The organism is Amycolatopsis alkalitolerans, from assembly GCF_006152065.1.
GTDB classification, from domain to species: Bacteria; Actinomycetota; Actinomycetes; order Mycobacteriales; family Pseudonocardiaceae; genus Amycolatopsis_E; species Amycolatopsis_E alkalitolerans.
On sequence record NZ_VDFW01000003.1, the window covers coordinates 266,111 to 278,009 of the forward strand.

The 11,899-nt window shown below is 67.8% G+C and carries 23 protein-coding genes; all 23 read left to right on the top strand.

Annotated elements, in window-relative coordinates; all coding sequences use genetic code 11:
- The first annotated feature begins 53 nt into the window (after positions 1 to 53).
- The 23 genes from tuf (at position 54) to FG385_RS05495 (ending at position 11,884) form a co-directional block, all read left to right on the top strand.
- Positions 54 to 1,247 (top strand): elongation factor Tu, encoded by a 1,194-nt coding sequence (gene tuf, locus FG385_RS05385; RefSeq protein ID WP_139095457.1) that lies wholly within the window; start codon positions 54 to 56, stop codon positions 1,245 to 1,247.
- Between the two features lie 297 nt (positions 1,248 to 1,544).
- Positions 1,545 to 1,850, top strand: a complete 306-nt coding sequence (gene rpsJ / locus FG385_RS05390) for a 30S ribosomal protein S10 (protein ID WP_018177839.1) — start codon at positions 1,545 to 1,547, stop codon at positions 1,848 to 1,850.
- Positions 1,851 to 1,879: 29 nt separating this feature from the next.
- Entirely contained in the window at positions 1,880 to 2,536 is a 657-nt protein-coding gene (gene rplC, locus FG385_RS05395) for a 50S ribosomal protein L3 (protein ID WP_139095458.1), read from the top strand.
- Positions 2,533 to 3,216: a 50S ribosomal protein L4 gene (gene rplD / locus FG385_RS05400; RefSeq protein ID WP_139095459.1), complete on the top strand. Its 684-nt coding sequence runs from the start codon at positions 2,533 to 2,535 to the stop codon at positions 3,214 to 3,216. Before rplC ends, rplD begins: the two co-directional genes overlap by 4 nt.
- Complete coding sequence (gene rplW / locus FG385_RS05405) at positions 3,213 to 3,524, top strand: 50S ribosomal protein L23 (RefSeq protein WP_139095460.1); 312 nt, start codon at positions 3,213 to 3,215, stop codon at positions 3,522 to 3,524. Before rplD ends, rplW begins: the two co-directional genes overlap by 4 nt.
- 15 nt (positions 3,525 to 3,539) lie before the next feature.
- Entirely contained in the window at positions 3,540 to 4,373 is an 834-nt protein-coding gene (gene rplB / locus FG385_RS05410; protein ID WP_139095461.1) for a 50S ribosomal protein L2, read from the top strand.
- Positions 4,374 to 4,394: 21 nt separating this feature from the next.
- Positions 4,395 to 4,676 (top strand): 30S ribosomal protein S19, encoded by a 282-nt coding sequence (rpsS, locus tag FG385_RS05415; RefSeq protein ID WP_139095462.1) that lies wholly within the window; start codon positions 4,395 to 4,397, stop codon positions 4,674 to 4,676.
- Positions 4,677 to 4,703: 27 nt separating this feature from the next.
- A complete protein-coding gene (gene rplV, locus FG385_RS05420) occupies positions 4,704 to 5,120 on the top strand; it encodes a 50S ribosomal protein L22 (protein ID WP_139095463.1) in 417 nt (138 codons plus the stop codon).
- A gap of 2 nt (positions 5,121 to 5,122) precedes the next feature.
- Positions 5,123 to 5,974, top strand: coding sequence for a 30S ribosomal protein S3 (rpsC, locus tag FG385_RS05425; RefSeq protein WP_139095464.1), 852 nt, complete (start codon positions 5,123 to 5,125; stop codon positions 5,972 to 5,974).
- Between the two features lie 3 nt (positions 5,975 to 5,977).
- Positions 5,978 to 6,397 (top strand): 50S ribosomal protein L16, encoded by a 420-nt coding sequence (gene rplP / locus FG385_RS05430; protein ID WP_139095465.1) that lies wholly within the window; start codon positions 5,978 to 5,980, stop codon positions 6,395 to 6,397.
- Positions 6,397 to 6,645: a 50S ribosomal protein L29 gene (gene rpmC, locus FG385_RS05435; protein WP_139095466.1), complete on the top strand. Its 249-nt coding sequence runs from the start codon at positions 6,397 to 6,399 to the stop codon at positions 6,643 to 6,645. Before rplP ends, rpmC begins: the two co-directional genes overlap by 1 nt.
- Positions 6,642 to 6,947, top strand: a complete 306-nt coding sequence (gene rpsQ / locus FG385_RS05440; protein WP_139095467.1) for a 30S ribosomal protein S17 — start codon at positions 6,642 to 6,644, stop codon at positions 6,945 to 6,947. The genes rpmC and rpsQ overlap by 4 nt, the downstream gene beginning before the upstream one ends.
- Positions 6,948 to 7,027: 80 nt before the next feature.
- Positions 7,028 to 7,396 (top strand): 50S ribosomal protein L14, encoded by a 369-nt coding sequence (gene rplN, locus FG385_RS05445; RefSeq protein WP_139095468.1) that lies wholly within the window; start codon positions 7,028 to 7,030, stop codon positions 7,394 to 7,396.
- A 2-nt stretch (positions 7,397 to 7,398) separates the two neighbouring features.
- Positions 7,399 to 7,713, top strand: coding sequence for a 50S ribosomal protein L24 (gene rplX, locus FG385_RS05450; RefSeq protein WP_139095469.1), 315 nt, complete (start codon positions 7,399 to 7,401; stop codon positions 7,711 to 7,713).
- A complete protein-coding gene (rplE, locus tag FG385_RS05455; RefSeq protein WP_139095470.1) occupies positions 7,713 to 8,276 on the top strand; it encodes a 50S ribosomal protein L5 in 564 nt (187 codons plus the stop codon). Before rplX ends, rplE begins: the two co-directional genes overlap by 1 nt.
- Complete coding sequence (locus FG385_RS05460; RefSeq protein WP_139095471.1) at positions 8,276 to 8,461, top strand: type Z 30S ribosomal protein S14; 186 nt, start codon at positions 8,276 to 8,278, stop codon at positions 8,459 to 8,461. The genes rplE and FG385_RS05460 overlap by 1 nt, the downstream gene beginning before the upstream one ends.
- Positions 8,462 to 8,541: 80 nt before the next feature.
- A complete protein-coding gene (gene rpsH / locus FG385_RS05465; RefSeq protein WP_139095472.1) occupies positions 8,542 to 8,940 on the top strand; it encodes a 30S ribosomal protein S8 in 399 nt (132 codons plus the stop codon).
- Positions 8,941 to 8,956: 16 nt separating this feature from the next.
- On the top strand, positions 8,957 to 9,496 hold the full coding sequence (gene rplF, locus FG385_RS05470; RefSeq protein ID WP_139095473.1) for a 50S ribosomal protein L6: 540 nt from the start codon (positions 8,957 to 8,959) through the stop codon (positions 9,494 to 9,496).
- A gap of 2 nt (positions 9,497 to 9,498) precedes the next feature.
- On the top strand, positions 9,499 to 9,900 hold the full coding sequence (rplR, locus tag FG385_RS05475) for a 50S ribosomal protein L18 (protein WP_139095474.1): 402 nt from the start codon (positions 9,499 to 9,501) through the stop codon (positions 9,898 to 9,900).
- A gap of 49 nt (positions 9,901 to 9,949) precedes the next feature.
- Positions 9,950 to 10,594 (top strand): 30S ribosomal protein S5, encoded by a 645-nt coding sequence (gene rpsE, locus FG385_RS05480; RefSeq protein ID WP_139095475.1) that lies wholly within the window; start codon positions 9,950 to 9,952, stop codon positions 10,592 to 10,594.
- 1 nt (position 10,595) lies between these two features.
- Positions 10,596 to 10,781: a 50S ribosomal protein L30 gene (gene rpmD / locus FG385_RS05485; protein WP_139095476.1), complete on the top strand. Its 186-nt coding sequence runs from the start codon at positions 10,596 to 10,598 to the stop codon at positions 10,779 to 10,781.
- Positions 10,778 to 11,221 carry a 50S ribosomal protein L15 gene (rplO, locus tag FG385_RS05490; protein ID WP_139095477.1) on the top strand — a complete coding sequence of 148 codons (444 nt, stop codon included), beginning with the start codon at positions 10,778 to 10,780 and terminating at the stop codon, positions 11,219 to 11,221. The genes rpmD and rplO overlap by 4 nt, the downstream gene beginning before the upstream one ends.
- A gap of 81 nt (positions 11,222 to 11,302) precedes the next feature.
- Entirely contained in the window at positions 11,303 to 11,884 is a 582-nt protein-coding gene (locus FG385_RS05495) for a hypothetical protein (protein WP_139095478.1), read from the top strand.
- The last annotated feature ends 15 nt before the right edge of the window (positions 11,885 to 11,899 follow it).

Genomic DNA, 11,899 nt, shown 5'->3' on the forward strand with positions numbered 1-11,899 from the left:
TCCGGCTAGCCACGTCGGCCGGTGAGCAAGCAAGAGTCCAGGAGGACATTCCAGTGGCGAAGGCGAAGTTCGAGCGGAGCAAGCCGCACGTCAACATCGGAACCATCGGTCACGTCGACCACGGGAAGACCACTCTGACCGCGGCGATCACCAAGGTTCTGCACGACAAGTGGCCGGAGCTGAACGAGTCGCGCGCGTTCGACCAGATCGACAACGCGCCGGAAGAGAAGCAGCGCGGTATCACGATCAACATCTCGCACGTCGAGTACCAGACCGAGAAGCGTCACTACGCCCACGTGGACGCCCCCGGTCACGCGGACTACATCAAGAACATGATCACCGGTGCCGCCCAGATGGACGGCGCGATCCTGGTGGTCGCCGCGACCGACGGCCCGATGCCGCAGACCCGTGAGCACGTGCTGCTGGCCCGCCAGGTTGGTGTGCCCTACATCGTCGTGGCGCTGAACAAGGCCGACATGGTCGACGACGAGGAGATCCTGGAGCTCGTCGAGCTCGAGGTTCGTGAGCTGCTGTCCTCGCAGGAGTTCCCCGGCGACGACGCCCCGGTGATCCAGGTCTCCGGTCTCAAGGCCCTCGAGGGTGACCCGAAGTGGAGCCAGTCCGTGCTCGACCTGATGGACGCGGTGGACGAGAACGTGCCGGACCCGGTGCGTGACCTCGACCGGCCGTTCCTGATGCCGATCGAGGACGTGTTCACCATCACCGGCCGTGGCACCGTGGTGACCGGCCGCGTGGAGCGCGGTGTCATCAACGTCAACGAAGAGGTCGAGATCGTCGGCATCAAGGAGAAGTCGCAGAAGACGACTGTCACCGGTGTCGAGATGTTCCGCAAGCTGCTCGACTCCGGCCAGGCGGGTGACAACGTCGGCCTGCTCCTGCGCGGTATCAAGCGTGAGGACGTCGAGCGCGGCCAGGTCGTCGTGAAGCCCGGCACCACGACTCCGCACACGGAGTTCGAGGGCTCGGTCTACATCCTGTCCAAGGACGAGGGTGGCCGGCACACGCCGTTCTTCAACAACTACCGCCCGCAGTTCTACTTCCGTACCACCGACGTGACCGGCGTGGTGACCCTCCCCGAGGGCACCGAGATGGTCATGCCGGGCGACAACACCGAGATCTCGGTGCAGCTGATCCAGCCGGTCGCCATGGACGAGGGTCTGCGGTTCGCCATCCGTGAGGGTGGCCGGACCGTCGGCGCGGGCCAGGTTACGAAGATCGTCAAGTGATTCCGCTCAGCCCCGGGGCCTTATAGCACCCCGGGGCTGGGTTGTGAACTCACGTATGCGACACTATTCGGGTTGCTCGTCGCAGGGCGGCCGATTCTCGATGCAGATTCGGCCGCCTTGGCGCGAGTAGCCTGGTGCCGGGCCTTCCCGGCAGGAATCCAGACCAACCGGCACGACACTGATCCTCCTGAGGATCAGTCTGCGCACCGGGCGCGACACGCCCGACCGCGTGGACCGGGTGAAACTCGGTTGACGTGCGGAAATAGCGGCACAAGACGGTAAGGACGAGCTGCAACCATGGCGGGACAGAAGATCCGCATCAGGCTCAAGGCCTACGACCACGAGGCGATCGACGCCAGCGCGCGCAAGATCGTGGAGACGGTGACGCGCACCGGAGCCTCGGTCGTCGGACCTGTGCCGCTGCCTACGGAGAAGAACGTTTACTGCGTCATCCGCTCGCCGCACAAGTACAAGGACTCGCGCGAGCACTTCGAGATGCGTACGCACAAGCGTCTGATCGACATCGTCGACCCGACGCCGAAGACGGTCGACGCGCTCATGCGCATCGACCTTCCAGCGAGCGTTGACGTCAACATCCAGTAAGCGCATGCGCAGCGGCGGAGAAGAGACTCATGTCTGACAGGGAAGTGAAGGGCATCCTGGGCACCAAGCTCGGCATGACCCAGGTCTTCGGCGAGGACAACCGGGTGATCCCGGTGACCGTCGTGCAGGCCGGGCCGAATGTCGTCACCCAGGTGCGCACCAAGGACAAGGACGGCTACGAGGCCGTGCAGCTGGCGTTCGGTGCCGTCGACCCGCGCAGGGTCAACAAGCCGCGCACCGGCCATTTCGACAAGGCCGGGGTGACCCCGCGCCGCCACGTCGCGGAGCTGCGCACCGCCGACGCCGGCAGCTACGAGGTGGGCCAGGAGATCACCGCCGAGGTGTTCCCCGCGGGCTCGCGCGTCGACGTGACCGGCACCAGCAAGGGCAAGGGCTACGCCGGTGTCATGAAGCGGCACGGTTTCAAGGGCCAGGGCGCGAGCCACGGTAACCAGGCCAAGCACCGCGCTCCCGGTTCGATCGGTGGCTGCGCCACCCCGGGCCGCGTGTTCAAGGGGCTGCGGATGGCCGGCCGGATGGGTAACGCCAGGACCACGACGCAGGGCCTCACCGTGCACGCCGTGCGCGCCGAGGACGGGCTGCTGCTCATCAAGGGTGCCGTCCCCGGTCCCAAGGGCAGCCTCGTGTTCGTCAAGACCGCCGCGAAGGGTGGTGCGACCGCATGACCAGCGTGGAGATCAAGACGCCGGCCGGCGCCGCGGAAGGCACGGTCGAGCTCCCCGCGGAGATCTTCGACGTGCAGGCGAACTTGCCGCTGATGCACCAGGTCGTGGTGGCCCAGCAGGCCGCGGCCCGCCAGGGCACGCACGACACCAAGACCCGCGGTGAGGTCTCCGGTGGCGGCAAGAAGCCGTACCGGCAGAAGGGCACCGGCCGCGCCCGCCAGGGTTCGACCCGCGCGCCGCAGTTCACCGGTGGTGGCGTCGTGCACGGCCCTACGCCGCGCGACTACACCCAGCGCACCCCGAAGAAGATGAAGGCCGCCGCTCTCCGCGGCGCGCTGTCGGACCGGGCGCGCAACGGGCAGCTGCACGTGGTGACCGAGCTGGTGACCGGCGAGAAGCCGTCCACGAAGGCCGCGAAGGCCGCGCTGGCCGCAGTCACGCAGGCGAAGCGGGTGCTGGTCGTGCTCAGCCGCGACGAGGAGCTGTCGTGGCTGTCGGCGCGGAACCTCCAGCATGTGCACCTGATCCACCCGGACCAGCTCAACACCTACGACGTGCTGGTCAACGACGACGTGGTGTTCACGAAGGCGGCTTACGACGTCTTCGTCGCCGGCCCGGCCAAGGGCAGGGCCGTCAAGGCCTCGGCGACGTCCAGCGAGCTGGAAGGGAGTGACCAGTGAGCAGCGTGGCGATTCCCGACCCGCGTGACATCCTGCTCGCGCCGGTGATCTCCGAGAAGTCCTACGGGCTGCTCGAGGACCACAAGTACACGTTCATCGTGCGCCCGGACGCCAACAAGACCCAGATCAAGATCGCCGTCGAGCAGATCTTCGGGGTCAAGGTGGTCAGCGTGAACACGCTGAACCGGCCGGGCAAGCGCAAGCGGACCCGCTACGGCTTTGGCAAGCGCAAGGACACCAAGCGCGCCATCGTGACGCTGTCCGCCGAGAGCAAGCCGATCGAGATCTTCGGCGGACCCGCCGCGTAAGGGACTGAGCACACCATGGGTATTCGCAAGTACAAGCCGACGACGCCGGGCCGTCGTGGCGCGAGCGTCTCGGACTTCGCCGAGATCACCCGGTCGACGCCGGAGAAGTCGCTGCTGCGCCCGCTGAGCAAGACCGGCGGTCGCAACTCGTCCGGCAAGATCACCACCCGGCACAAGGGCGGCGGGCACAAGCGGGCGTACCGGATCATCGACTTCCGGCGCCACGACAAGGACGGCGTGCCGGCCAAGGTCGCGCACATCGAGTACGACCCGAACCGGTCCGCCCGGATCGCGTTGCTGCACTACGCGGACGGCGAGAAGCGCTACATCATCGCGCCGAACAACCTGAAGCAGGGCGACCGCGTCGAGGCGGGCCCGCGCGCCGACATCAAGCCAGGCAACAACCTGCCGCTGCGCAACATCCCGGTCGGCACCGTGGTGCACGCGATCGAACTCCGCCCCGGTGGCGGCGCGAAGATCGCCCGCTCCGCCGGCGCCCGGGTGCAGCTGGTGGCCAAGGACGGGCCGTACGCCCAGCTGCGGATGCCTTCGGGCGAGATCCGCAACGTGGACGTGCGCAACCGCGCCACGGTCGGCGAGGTCGGCAACTCCGAGCATCAGAACATCAACTGGGGCAAGGCAGGCCGCAACCGCTGGCGGGGCAAGCGCCCCACCGTCCGTGGTGTCGTGATGAACCCGGTCGACCACCCGCACGGTGGTGGTGAGGGCAAGACCTCCGGTGGCCGCCACCCGGTCAACCCGAACGGCAAGCCCGAGGGCCGTACGCGTCGCCGCAAGCCGTCCGACGCCCTTATCGTCCGCCGCCGCAAGACCGGCAAGAAGCGCTAAGAGCAGGGAGGTTAGAAGAACATGCCGCGCAGCCTGAAGAAGGGCCCGTTCGTGGACGACCACCTGCTCAAGAAGGTGGACGCGCTGAACGACTCGGGTAAGAAGACGGTGATCAAGACGTGGTCCCGCCGGTCCACGATCATCCCCGACATGCTGGGGCACACGATCGCCGTGCACGACGGCCGCAAGCACGTCCCGGTGTTCGTCACCGAGGCGATGGTGGGTCACAAGCTGGGCGAGTTCGCCCCGACGCGGACCTTCAAGGGTCACATCAAGGACGACCGCAAGTCGCGCCGCCGCTGAGCGCGCACCGAGAAGAGGAACTAACGAATGAGTGCCCAGAAAGACGCTACGGCCGAGGAGCTTCCCACGGCCTACGCGCGGGCTCGCTTCGTCCGGGACTCGCCGATGAAGGTGCGCCGGGTGATCGAGCTGATCAAGGGTCGTAGCGCACAGGAGGCGCTGGCGATCCTGCGGTTCGCGCCGCAGGCGGCGAGCCAGCCGGTGGCGAAGGTGCTGGCCAGTGCCATGGCCAACGCCGAGAACAACCTGGATCTGGACCCGGACACGCTGTGGATCAAGAACGCCTACGCGGACGAGGGCCCGACGCTCAAGCGCATCCGCCCGCGCGCCCAGGGGCGTGCCTACCGGATCCGCAAGCGCACGAGCCACATCACGGTCGAGGTCGAGTCCCGGCCGGAGTCTTCGCGGGCCAAGAAGAGCGGTAAGAAGAAGGGTGGCCGGTAGTAGTGGGCCAGAAGATCAACCCGCACGGCTTCCGGCTTGGGATCACCACGGACTGGAAGTCCCGCTGGTACGCCGACAAGCAGTACGCGGAGTACGTGGCGGAGGACGTCAAGATCCGCAAGCTGCTCTCCACCGGTATGGAGCGCGCCGGGATCTCGAAGGTCGACATCGAGCGCACCCGTGACCGCGTCCGCGTCGATATCCACACCGCCCGCCCTGGCATCGTCATCGGCCGCCGCGGTGCGGAGGCCGACCGGATCCGCGGCGCGCTGGAGAAGCTGACCGGCAAGCAGGTGCAGCTGAACATCCTCGAGGTGAAGAACCCCGAGGCCGACGCCCAGCTCGTCGCGCAGGGTGTTGCCGAGCAGCTGTCCAACCGCGTGGCGTTCCGCCGTGCGATGCGCAAGGCGATCCAGACCTCGATGCGCTCGCCGCAGGTCAAGGGCATCCGCGTGCAGTGCGGTGGCCGGCTCGGCGGCGCCGAGATGTCCCGGTCCGAGCACTACCGCGACGGCCGGGTGCCGCTGCACACGCTGCGCGCCGACATCGACTACGGCTTCTTCGAGGCCCGTACGACGTTCGGCCGGATCGGCGTGAAGGTGTGGATCTACAAGGGCGACATCGTCGGTGGCCTGAAGGCCAAGAACGAGCGGGACGCCGCCGCGGCCGCCGAGCGCGCGCCGCGTCGCGAGCGCCCGTCGCGCCCGCGTCGCTCCGGCGCCTCGGGCACGACGCCGACCTCCACCGAGGCCGGCCGGGCCGCCGCTGCCGCCGCGAAGAATGACAGCGACGCCGCGACCGGCGAGGCGCCCGCCAAGGGCTCGCCGGCCCCGGCTGAGAAGACGGAGGGCTGAGGCGTGCTCGTCCCACGCAAGGTCAAGCACCGCAAGCAGCACCACCCGAGGCGCACCGGTGCCGCCACCGGCGGCACGAAGGTGAACTTCGGCGAGTACGGCATTCAGGCGCTTGAACACGCTTACGTGACCAACCGGCAGATCGAGTCCGCTCGTATCGCGATGACCCGGCACATCAAGCGTGGCGGCAAGATCTGGATCAATATCTTCCCGGACCGTCCGCTGACCAAGAAGCCGGCCGAAACCCGGATGGGTTCCGGCAAGGGTTCGCCGGAGTGGTGGATCGCCAACGTCAAGCCGGGCCGCGTCATGTTCGAGATGAGCTTCCCGAACGAGGCGACCGCCCGCGAGGCGCTGCGCCGCGCGATCCACAAGCTGCCCATGAAGTGCCGCATCGTGACCCGTGAAGGTGGTGAGTTCTGATGGCGAAGGCAGGGGTCGCCCCGTCGGACCTGCGTGAGCTCACCCACGAGGAGCTCGTGCTGCGCCTCAAGGAGGCCAAGGAGGAGCTGTTCAACCTCCGCTTCCAGATGGCCACCGGGCAGCTGGACAACAACCGCCGGCTGCGGACGGTCAAGACGGACATCGCGCGGATCTACACGATCATGCGTGAGCGGGAGCTGGGCCTGTCGGTCGCTCCCGAAGGTGAGAACGAGGAAGGTGCCGCATGAGCGAGACCGAGAACGACGCCGCGGTCACGCCTGTTCAGAAGCCTGACTCGGGCCGTAACTACCGCAAGGTCCGGGAAGGCTACGTCGTGTCCGACAAGATGGACAAGACGATCGTGGTCGAGCTCGAGGACCGCAAGAAGCACCCGAAGTACCCGAAGGTCGTCCGCACCACCAGCAAGGTGAAGGCGCACGACGAGGAGAACAGCGCCGGCAAGGGTGACCGCGTGGTTCTCATGGAGACCCGCCCGCTGTCGGCCACCAAGCGGTGGCGGCTCGTGCGGATCGTGGAGAAGGCCAAGTAACCAGGGGCCTGGCCGACCAGGTCCCTTCCGTTCCGCCAGGCTCAGGCGACTGAGAACCGGCGAGACATACAGGAGTTGACGTGATCCAGCAGGAGTCGCGGCTGCGAGTCGCCGACAACACGGGTGCCAAGGAGATCCTCTGCATCCGCGTGCTCGGCGGTTCGGGGCGGCGCTACGCGGGTATCGGCGACATCATCGTCGCCACCGTTAAGGACGCCATCCCGGCTGCCGGGGTGAAGAAGGGTGACGTGGTCAAGGCCGTCGTCGTCCGCACGGTGAAGGAGCGGCGTCGCCCGGACGGCTCCTACATCCGGTTCGACGAGAACGCCGCGGTGCTCATCAGGAACGACAACGAGCCGCGTGGGACCCGTATCTTCGGCCCGGTCGGCCGTGAGCTGCGTGACCGCAAGTTCATGAAGATCATCTCGCTGGCTCCGGAGGTGCTCTAGAGATGAAGGTCAAGAAGGGCGACACGGTCGTCGTCATCTCGGGCAAGGACAAGGGCGCCAAGGGCAAGGTCATCCAGGCCTACCCGAAGGAGCAGCGCGTGCTGGTCGAGGGCGTGAACCGGATCAAGAAGCACACCCGGATCACCCAGACCCAGCGCGGTGCGCAGTCCGGCGGCATCGTGACGCAGGAGGCGCCGATCCACGTGTCGAACGTGATGGTTGTCGACTCCGACGGCAAGCCGGCCCGGGTCGGCTACCGCATCGGCGAGGACGGCAAGAAGGTTCGCATCTCGCGCCGGAACGGTAAGGACATCTGATGACGACCGCAGAGAAAGTCGCGCCGCGGTTGAAGACCCGCTACCGCGAGCAGATCAAGGACGAGCTCCGGCAGGAGTTCGGCTACGCCAACGTGCACCAGATCCCCGGCGTGGTGAAGGTCGTCGTCAACATGGGCGTCGGCGACGCCGCGCGGGACAGCAAGCTGATCGAGGGCGCCATCCGCGACCTGGCCGCCATCACCGGGCAGAAGCCCGAGGTGCGCCGGGCGCGCAAGTCCATCGCGCAGTTCAAGCTGCGTGAGGGTCAGCCCATCGGTGCCCGCGTCACGTTGCGCGGGGACTACATGTGGGAGTTCCTGGACCGGCTGCTGAGCATCGCGCTGCCGCGTATCCGTGACTTCCGCGGGCTCTCGCCCAAGCAGTTCGACGGCAACGGGAACTACACGTTCGGTCTCAGCGAGCAGTCGATGTTCCACGAGATCGACCCCGACTCCATCGACCGCCCCCGCGGTATGGACGTCACCGTCGTCACCACCGCTACCACCGATGACGAGGGCCGCTCGCTGCTTCGCAAGCTCGGCTTCCCGTTCAAGGAGAACTGATGGCCAAGAAGGCTCTGATCGCCAAGGCGGCCCGCAAGCCCAAGTTCAAGGTGCGCGCGTACACCCGCTGCAACCGCTGCGGCCGGCCGCATTCGGTGTTCCGCAAGTTCGGGCTGTGCCGGATCTGCCTCCGCGAGATGGCGCACGCGGGCGAGCTGCCGGGCGTGTCCAAGTCCAGCTGGTAATCCAAGAACTCTCAGCTCCCACTTCGCCACAGGCCCTCGGACGACCGGGGGAACCAGGCGAGAAAGGTTGACTGGTCACCATGACGATGACCGACCCGATCGCAGACTTCCTGACGCGTCTGCGCAACGCCAACTCGGCGTACCACGACGAGGTCGTGCTGCCCCATTCGAAGCTCAAGGCGAACATCGCGGAGATCCTCAAGCGTGAGGGTTACATCGCGGGCTATCGCGCGGAGCCGGGCGAGAAGCACAAGAACCTCATCGTCGAACTGAAGTACGGCCGCAACCGTGAGCGCAGCATCGCGGGCCTGCGCCGGGTGTCCAAGCCCGGTCTGCGGGTGTACGCGAAGTCGACCGAGCTGCCCAGCGTGCTCGGCGGTCTCGGCATCGCGATCATCTCGACGTCCGGTGGCCTGCAGACCGACCGGCAGGCCAAGCGCAATGGTGTGGGCGGGGAAGTCCTCGCCTACGTCTGGTGAGGAAGGGAGAGCAGGCATGTCACGTATCGGAAAGCTGCCCATTCCCGTCCCCGCCGGGGTCGAGGTGACCATCGACGGTCGGCTGATCTCGGTCAAGGGCCCCAAGGGCACCCTGTCGCACACCATCGCCGAGCCGATCTTCGTCGAGCGCGACGAGGACGGCACGCTGCAGGTCAAGCGACCCAACGACGAGCGGGAGAGCAGGGCCCTGCACGGGCTCACCCGGACCCTGGTGAACAACCTGGTCGTGGGGGTGACCGACGGGTACGAGAAGAAGCTCGAGATCCACGGTGTCGGTTACCGCGTGCAGGCCAAGGGCAGCAACCTGGAGTTCGCCCTCGGCTACAGCCACCCCGTGGTGATCGAGGCGCCGGAAGGCATCACCTTCAAGGTCGAGAGCCCGACCCGGTTCTCGGTCTCCGGCATCGACAAGCAGAAGGTCGGCCAGACGGCCGCGGTGATCCGCAAGCTGCGCCGCCCCGACCCGTACAAGGGCAAGGGGCTGCGCTACGAGGGTGAGCGCATCCGTCGCAAGGTCGGAAAGACGGGTAAGTGATCATGAGCGACACTGCAACCACGAAGCGGAAGCCGGTCGGCAAGGACGTTTCGACCCGGCGCCGCGTCGCGAAGACGCGCCGTCACTTCCGGCTCCGCAAGAAGATCAGCGGCACCGCGCAGCGGCCCCGCCTGTCGGTCAAGCGCTCCTCCCGGCACATCTATGTCCAGGTGATCGACGACCTGGCCGGCCACACGCTGGCCTCGGCGTCCACCATGGAGGCGGACGCGCGCGCCGTGGAGGGCGACAAGAAGGCGAAGGCCGCGAAGGTCGGCGAGCTGCTGGCCGCCCGTGCGAAGAACGCGGGCATCACGAGCGTCGTGTTCGACCACGGTGGCAACGGCTACCACGGCCGTATCGCGGCGCTGGCCGACGCCGCCCGTGAGGGCGGGTTGGAGTTCTGAGACCAGTGACGATGCAGTACCAGCGCGAAAATTACGGAAGGAAAGCCTGATGCCGGGACGTACACGGCAATTCGGCGGCGGTCAGGGCGGTCAAGGCGGCCAGGGCGGTAACGACCGCGGCGACCGTCGCGACCGCAGGGACCGTCGCGACAGTGGCCGTGGCGGGGCCGGCCAGGACAAGACCCCGCACCTCGAGCGCGTGGTCGCCATCAACCGCGTCGCCAAGGTCGTCAAGGGTGGCCGGCGCTTCAGCTTCACCGCGCTGGTCGTCGTCGGGGACGGCGACGGTCAGGTCGGCGTCGGCTACGGCAAGGCCAAGGAAGTTCCCGCGGCCATCGCCAAGGGTGTCGAGGAAGCCAAGAAGAACTTCTTCCGCGTTCCCCGGATCGCCGGCACCATCCCGCACCCGATCCAGGGTGAGGACGCCGCCGGTGTGGTGCTGCTCCGCCCGGCCAGCGCCGGTACCGGTGTGATCGCCGGCGGCCCGGTGCGTGCGGTGCTGGAGTGCGCGGGCGTGCACGACGTGCTGTCGAAGTCGCTCGGCAGCGACAACGCGATCAACATCGTGCACGCGACCGTGGCGGCGCTCAAGGGCCTGCAGCGTCCGGAAGAGGTGGCGGCCCGCCGTGGCCTGCCGCTCGAGGACGTCGCGCCGGCGCGCATGCTGCGCCAGCGCGCGGGACAGGGGGTCTGACATGGCTCAGCTCAAGGTCACCCAGGTCAAGAGCAAGATCGGGACCAAGCAGAACCACCGGGACTCGCTGCGGACCCTCGGCCTGCGCAAGATCCGGCAGTCCGTGGTCCGGGAGGACACTCCCGAGGTCCGTGGCCTCATCCACACGGTGCGTCACCTCGTGACCGTTGAGGAGGTCAAGGCATGACCGCCATCAAGATCCACCACCTGCGGCCCGCGCCGGGCGCGAAGCGCGACAAGATCCGGGTCGGCCGCGGTGAGGGTTCGAAGGGCAAGACCGCGGGTCGCGGTACCAAGGGCACCAAGGCCCGCAAGAACGTGCCCGCCGGGTTCGAGGGTGGGCAGATGCCCATCCACATGCGGCTGCCGAAGCTGCGTGGCTTCAAGAACCGGTTCCGCACGGAGTACCAGCCGGTGAACGTGGGCGACATCGCCCGGGTGTTCACCGAAGGTGGCGCCGTGTCGAAGGAGGACCTGGCCGCCCGCGGTCTGGTCCGCAAGGGCAAGCTGGTGAAGGTGCTGGGCGGCGGTGAGGTCGGCGTCAAGCTGGATGTCACTGCCGACGCCTTCTCCACCTCGGCCAAGGAGAAGCTCGAAGCCGCTGGTGGCACCGCCACCAAGGCCTGACGCTCCAAACCAAACGGCCCGCCGGAAAACCGGCGGGCCGTTTGGTTTGTCCGGGATGCCCTGAGGTGCCACGATCGAAGGATGACAGAGGGGGAGGCACCGGCCGAGAGCGTCCGCAGGTCGCCCTCGTGGTTCGGGACGCGGCTGCTGGGTGTGCTCGCGTGCGCGGTCGCGGCGGCGCTCGCGATCGCCGGGTCCTTCCTGCCGCTGGTCTCGGGGCAGTTGAGCCTCGGCGGCAGCGCGGCGATGAGGTTGACGGTCACCGGCTGGAAGCTGACCGCCGAGGGTGTGCCCCCGGCCTTGACTGGCGGCGGGGTCGCGCAAAACGGTTACCCGCTCACGGTCTCCGGCGCGTTGCTCATCATCGCCGCCATCTTCGGACTGATCGCGGCCATCCGGACGGCGCCCGCGGGCGCGCGGTCGCTCGCCGTGCTGTCCGGGGCCGTCGCGGCTGCCTTCCTCGCGGGCACGGTGGCCACCGTCGCCGTCGAGGCGGCCAACGTGCTGGACACGCTCCGGCCGGCGGGCGCCGGCGCGGGCGGTTCGGGGTTCGGCGCGAGCCTCGGCGCCGGCTTCTGGCTCGAACTCGTCGCGGTGGTGCTGGCCATCGCCGCGGTGGTGCTCGTGGCGCTCCCGGTTCCCCGTGGCTACTCGCAGCAGTAAAGGCAACCTGCGGTG

Excerpts from the sequence above, each read along its gene's own strand:
- rpsQ (WP_139095467.1), top strand. The coding sequence starts at position 6,642 with ATGAGCGAGACCGAGAACGACGCCGCGGTCACGCCTGTTCAGAAGCCT.
- rplE (WP_139095470.1), top strand. The coding sequence starts at position 7,713 with ATGACGACCGCAGAGAAAGTCGCGCCGCGGTTGAAGACCCGCTACCGC.
- rplV (WP_139095463.1), top strand. The coding sequence starts at position 4,704 with ATGAGTGCCCAGAAAGACGCTACGGCCGAGGAGCTTCCCACGGCCTAC.
- FG385_RS05495 (WP_139095478.1), top strand. The coding sequence starts at position 11,303 with ATGACAGAGGGGGAGGCACCGGCCGAGAGCGTCCGCAGGTCGCCCTCG.
- rplC (WP_139095458.1), top strand. The coding sequence starts at position 1,880 with ATGTCTGACAGGGAAGTGAAGGGCATCCTGGGCACCAAGCTCGGCATG.
- rplB (WP_139095461.1), top strand. The coding sequence starts at position 3,540 with ATGGGTATTCGCAAGTACAAGCCGACGACGCCGGGCCGTCGTGGCGCG.
- rpsJ (WP_018177839.1), top strand. The coding sequence starts at position 1,545 with ATGGCGGGACAGAAGATCCGCATCAGGCTCAAGGCCTACGACCACGAG.
- rplR (WP_139095474.1), top strand. The coding sequence starts at position 9,499 with ATGAGCGACACTGCAACCACGAAGCGGAAGCCGGTCGGCAAGGACGTT.
- rplD (WP_139095459.1), top strand. The coding sequence starts at position 2,533 with ATGACCAGCGTGGAGATCAAGACGCCGGCCGGCGCCGCGGAAGGCACG.
- rpsE (WP_139095475.1), top strand. The coding sequence starts at position 9,950 with ATGCCGGGACGTACACGGCAATTCGGCGGCGGTCAGGGCGGTCAAGGC.
- rpmD (WP_139095476.1), top strand. The coding sequence starts at position 10,596 with ATGGCTCAGCTCAAGGTCACCCAGGTCAAGAGCAAGATCGGGACCAAG.
- rpsH (WP_139095472.1), top strand. The coding sequence starts at position 8,542 with ATGACGATGACCGACCCGATCGCAGACTTCCTGACGCGTCTGCGCAAC.
- rplX (WP_139095469.1), top strand. The coding sequence starts at position 7,399 with ATGAAGGTCAAGAAGGGCGACACGGTCGTCGTCATCTCGGGCAAGGAC.
- rpsS (WP_139095462.1), top strand. The coding sequence starts at position 4,395 with ATGCCGCGCAGCCTGAAGAAGGGCCCGTTCGTGGACGACCACCTGCTC.
- rplO (WP_139095477.1), top strand. The coding sequence starts at position 10,778 with ATGACCGCCATCAAGATCCACCACCTGCGGCCCGCGCCGGGCGCGAAG.
- rpmC (WP_139095466.1), top strand. The coding sequence starts at position 6,397 with ATGGCGAAGGCAGGGGTCGCCCCGTCGGACCTGCGTGAGCTCACCCAC.
- rplF (WP_139095473.1), top strand. The coding sequence starts at position 8,957 with ATGTCACGTATCGGAAAGCTGCCCATTCCCGTCCCCGCCGGGGTCGAG.
- FG385_RS05460 (WP_139095471.1), top strand. The coding sequence starts at position 8,276 with ATGGCCAAGAAGGCTCTGATCGCCAAGGCGGCCCGCAAGCCCAAGTTC.